The following is a 4,245-nucleotide window of genomic DNA, read 5'->3' as shown; positions in this document are numbered from 1 at the left end:
TAATGTGCTTGCCTAACAAAGCTTGATTCAGAAGCGTTCATTGCCAAGCCATAAAGCTAAATATTGGCAAGTTAACTTTTATGGAAAACATCATCATGAATGGCGATTGCCTTTCCTATCTCTAATGTCTACCACACAAGTCGTTTCATCAAGCTTTGATCCACTATTTATATTACCGACTTGAAATCTGACATTAAACAACAATCAAGAAACCGAGCTTTTTGAAAAAAAGCTCTGTTTCTACATAATACAGCAGCATTATATTAACTATGCGATCATGCAGCACTGGCTTGCTGTATTTACAGTAACTGTTGTCGACGATTTTGCGCTACAACACATCAATAAAAATGCCGAATGATTTCTCATTCGGCATTATCTAAAGTGCAATACAGTTATTTCATCAAAGTTACTTCAACCAGTGTTTCACTTTGGTTCGATTATTATTGTCTCGGCTTTGCTTAATCAATTCATCATCAGCTTTAATTTGAGTCGTTTTAGCTAAACGGTCATAGAGTAAAACATTCACAGATGCGGCTAAATTCATACACCCTACAGTCGGCACATACACAACATCATCAGCAGCATCAATTAATTGCTGTGGAATGGTGCCATCTTCCGGACCGAAAATATAAAAGGCATTATCTGGATGAATAAATAAAGGCAACGGCGTCGCCCCAACAACAAGATCAACACATACTATCGTTGCGCCATCAGGCACACTATCAAGTAGTGACTCGACTCCAACTAAAGGGATACGCTTGGCTGCATCTTTAGTGTCCACATCGTATTGGGCATCACCCGACTTAGCCGCTAATTCGTAGCGTTTGCCTGTATAGCAAACATTATCTACACCGTAACAACCTGCTGCTCGCATAATACCGCCAACATTGACCGGCGTTTTGGGGTTAACTAAACCAATAGTAACGTATTGCAAAGAGGTATTTACCATAAAAGCTGTTTATCTAATCCAAGTTATGCCGCTTGAGCAACAATACGTTGACGTAACTGCTGCCATGCAGCTTCCACTAATGAAAAATCATGTTCGTCTAATTCTTCATTTGCCAACGCAAGACATTTAACCAACTTTAGATCAAGTGCAGGTAAATCTTGTTCAGGTTCGACTTCTAATTCTGCTAATACAACGGCTACGTGGCCTTGTAAATAACCACAAGCAAATAACGCATCGTCATCGCTGTGGCTAACGCTGTCTTCAATCCAAGACTCTAATGCTGCATCGTACTGTTCTAACATGTTCTAATTCTCCACTAAATCTGGGTTGGCTACTTTATACATCACGTAATCATGGTAACCCGTGACTATTTTGTAATAGCCAGTAAGCGCTTTATCTAATTCAGGGTCGCCACTATCCACAATTAATGGTCTACCTTCAAGTGCTTTTAGTTTAGTTTTTGTGGCTAGGATTAAAATATTGTCTTTTTCTAGCTGCCGGATCAGTTCCGGTGACAACTGCTGATTGCCACGACCCAATATATGCCCTTGCCCACCGATTAAGGTAATCACTAATTTGACACTAGAATACCTTTTTTTATCGGCGATAAATGCGAGTAATTGTTGTGCGGTAACATCCTTAGCAATCACGCTTTTATGCTGAATAACATCGACACCAAGCAAAGTATTTTCTAAACCAAGGTCCTCCATTACTGCCGCTACTGTGCTACCTGAACCCATGATATAAAGCTCATCGTCCATCGATTCAATCACATCTGCGGCAATATCGGCCAACACTAATTCATCAACTTCTTTACCACCCATTTTCACTGCTTGTATATATCGTGGCGCAGCAGGAACCGTCATTTCACCAAATCGTTTCGCTTTTACAATCCCCTGCCTAAACGCGATCTCATCGATATCCATGACATCGGCAGACATTAAGCTCACTAACTCACCTTTGAGTAACATACTGACAACTAGCCCTGAAGCGTGAGGGGTTATGCCATAAACACCCGAGTGAATTTTAACACCGGCTGGCACGCCTAACACTGGAAATGAATCATCAACCACGGCATAAATATCACGGGCAGTACCATCACCACCAGCAAACAGTAACAAATCTAATTGATGACCGAGTAAGCATTTCACCGCTTGTTGAGTGTCTATTGCAGTTGTTTCAGTTGAAGTGGTTTCTAACGCGGTATATATATCTTGAGTCGAAAAGCCCATTTGACGACATAAGCTACCGCCCATATCACCAGATGCAGTAATAATATCGATTTGTTTGGTGAAAGGTAAAATCACATTCAGAGCTTGTTGCATTCGTATCTGTGCTTTGGGAATAGCCCCTTTTGCAATAGCTTCTACGGCAACACCATCAGAACCTTTTAAAGCAACACTGCCTCCGAGTCCAGCTAATGGATTAATGATTACACCTAAGCGAAAACGTTTCACACTAACTCCTTGCTGATAGCATAACTTCTGTGTCAAAAATGAAAAGTAAATAAATTATCTATTGAACCAATTATGGATTAGTCGCTGGTTGGCCATTAATATTGGGGATAAGCAATACCGCTATCATAGACAAAAATGCACAAGCGGCAGCAAAGACCCACACCCACATAGTGCTACTACCATCACCCCAAATCATGCCACTGATCCACGTGCCTAATGCGCCACCCACACCAAAGCTGACACTGGCATATAGTGCTTGACCAGTACTTCGATGGCTGATGGAAAAATGACGATGAATAAAATGGATTGATGCTGCATGGACTAAACCAAAAGTGAAAGCATGCAATAGTTGGCTGATAACCAATAAAGAAACGTGTTCAACACCAAAAGCCAATAGTAACCAACGAACGGCGGTTAACAGAATGCTCACCACAAGTAATACTCGAATACCATATTGACGAATAAGACGTGATGAATAAAAGAAAATAATAATTTCGGCTAGCACACCCAAAGCAACTAACATTCCAGCGATGGTCTCAGAGTAACCAACCTGCTTTAGATACAATACAAAAAAACCATAAAATGGTCCGACACTCATCTGCAGTAACATTGCAGACAACATAAACCACACTAATGATTTATCAAATGTCAGTTTAGGACGCTCAGCTTTATTGACTACAACACTGCGATTAGCAGGCAGAGGTAATGAGCAAGCAAACAAACCTAAAAACAATATCATTCCCATATAAGGCAACACTTCAGGGCCCCAGTGATCAATCGCTAATCCACCACTTATCACCAAAATAATATAGCCAACACTGCCCCAACTCCGAATGGCACCATAACGTTCTGCTTTATCACCCAAAGTTTCTAACGTAATCACTTCTAACTGAGCAAGAATGGAATTCCAAAAGAAAGTATATATGGCCAAACTAACCGCAAGGTACATGAAGCTACCATCAAAGAAAAAACTGATGTAGGTAATCGCAGCAGCAAAGGAGCCAAGTTTTATCAATTCCGAACGCATACCGGTGCGATCGGCTACAGCCGCCCATACATTAGGCGCGACAATTCGAGTGGCCATTAAAATGGCCAACAAAAAACCTATCTCTTGGGCATTGAAACCTCGGCTATCAAAGAAAACCCCCAAATAGGGAACCATGATGCCAAGAATAGAAAAGAAAAAGAAATAACAGGCGCTGAGCCAGCGTAAATCTGGTTCAGCGCGTTTCAATGAGGACATTATCGCATTCCGATAACGGGTGTTTGACTAGTAACATCTTGGTTTTGCGCACGATGTCTTAATAAGTGATCCATCAATACAATTGCTAACATCGCTTCAGCAATAGGCACTGCGCGAATACCCACGCAAGGATCATGACGACCTTTGGTGATCATATCGATTGTTTCGCCCTGCACAGTCATACTTTGACCTGGTACGCTAATGCTCGAAGTAGGTTTTAGCGCAATATGGGCCACAACAGGTTGACCAGATGAAATACCACCCAATACACCACCAGCATGATTAGATGCAAAACCTTGTGGTGACATTAAATCACGACCTTGCGAACCTTTTTGCGTAACAACACCAAAACCATCACCAATTTCAACGCCTTTAACTGCATTGATGCCCATTAACGCATGCGCTATGTCGGCATCAAGACGATCAAATACTGGTTCGCCTAATCCCACCGGAACACCAGTAGCTGCAACGGTAATTTTGGCGCCTATTGAGTCACCAGACTTACGTAAACCACGCATGTACTCATCTAACGCTTCTAGTTTACTCGCATCAGGGAAGAAAAATGCATTTTGCTCAATTTGAGTCAAATCAATAGT

At 41.6% G+C, this 4,245-nt stretch carries 5 protein-coding genes; all 5 read right to left on the bottom strand.

Going from position 1 to position 4,245, the window contains the following annotated elements; translation table 11 throughout:
• Positions 1-406 precede the first annotated feature (406 nt).
• Positions 407-949 carry an RNA methyltransferase gene (locus CXF78_RS13310; RefSeq protein ID WP_102037067.1) on the bottom strand — a complete coding sequence of 181 codons (543 nt, stop codon included), beginning with the start codon at positions 947-949 and terminating at the stop codon, positions 407-409.
• A 23-nt stretch (positions 950-972) separates the two neighbouring features.
• Positions 973-1,251, bottom strand: a complete 279-nt coding sequence (locus CXF78_RS13305) for a YfcL family protein (protein WP_059744468.1) — start codon at positions 1,249-1,251, stop codon at positions 973-975.
• 3 nt (positions 1,252-1,254) lie between these two features.
• Positions 1,255-2,406 carry an ATP-NAD kinase family protein gene (locus CXF78_RS13300; RefSeq protein WP_102037066.1) on the bottom strand — a complete coding sequence of 384 codons (1,152 nt, stop codon included), beginning with the start codon at positions 2,404-2,406 and terminating at the stop codon, positions 1,255-1,257.
• 70 nt (positions 2,407-2,476) lie between these two features.
• Entirely contained in the window at positions 2,477-3,649 is a 1,173-nt protein-coding gene (locus CXF78_RS13295) for an MFS transporter (RefSeq protein ID WP_102037065.1), read from the bottom strand.
• Positions 3,649-4,245 (bottom strand): chorismate synthase (locus tag CXF78_RS13290; RefSeq protein WP_145991444.1); only part of this gene is annotated, 597 nt, incomplete at its 5' end. The genes CXF78_RS13290 and CXF78_RS13295, both read right to left, overlap by 1 nt.

Origin of the sequence: Shewanella sp. 11B5 (assembly GCF_002836795.1) — a bacterium.
GTDB classification, from domain to species: Bacteria; Pseudomonadota; Gammaproteobacteria; order Enterobacterales; family Shewanellaceae; genus Shewanella; species Shewanella frigidimarina.
Note: the sequence above shows the minus strand (reverse complement) of the source record. Positions and strands in the feature narration are given on the sequence as shown.

Bases quoted from the DNA above. Each gene is read 5' to 3' on its own strand.
- CXF78_RS13310 (WP_102037067.1), bottom strand. From the start codon at position 949: ATGGTAAATACCTCTTTGCAATACGTTACTATTGGTTTAGTTAACCCC.
- CXF78_RS13305 (WP_059744468.1), bottom strand. From the start codon at position 1,251: ATGTTAGAACAGTACGATGCAGCATTAGAGTCTTGGATTGAAGACAGC.
- CXF78_RS13295 (WP_102037065.1), bottom strand. From the start codon at position 3,649: ATGTCCTCATTGAAACGCGCTGAACCAGATTTACGCTGGCTCAGCGCC.